Below are 260 nucleotides of genomic sequence, written 5' to 3'. Positions count from 1 at the left end.
TCGATAACCGAGTCCCAGCACACCGTCATTCGTACCGGCAGTGCTTTCCCCCGGTTAAAATAACCGCCATATCCCCCCATCAAATTATGCCAGCGCCCGATACTCAGATCACTGGTGTCCATAGGATCTAACCGGCGGAAGATATTCTCACGGATATCCCCGTCCTCCAGGTACACCATCGTTACCAGTGCCGGCAGATTTTTCGGGTATATAAAACTGAAATTCCAGTTATCGTAAGGCAGCGTCTTTCCCCACTGCTC

The 260-nt window shown here is 51.2% G+C and carries 1 protein-coding gene; it reads right to left on the bottom strand.

The window, feature by feature from the left end; genetic code table 11:
* A partial coding sequence (locus FDX19_RS17400) for a DUF2931 family protein (RefSeq protein ID WP_137383678.1) occupies positions 1-260 on the bottom strand: 260 nt, incomplete at both ends.

Origin of the sequence: Citrobacter sp. wls619 (assembly GCF_005281345.1) — a bacterium.
Taxonomy (GTDB): domain Bacteria; phylum Pseudomonadota; class Gammaproteobacteria; order Enterobacterales; family Enterobacteriaceae; genus Citrobacter.
The sequence above is the reverse complement of the archived record's forward strand: the minus strand, read 5'-3'. Positions and strand labels throughout refer to the sequence as shown.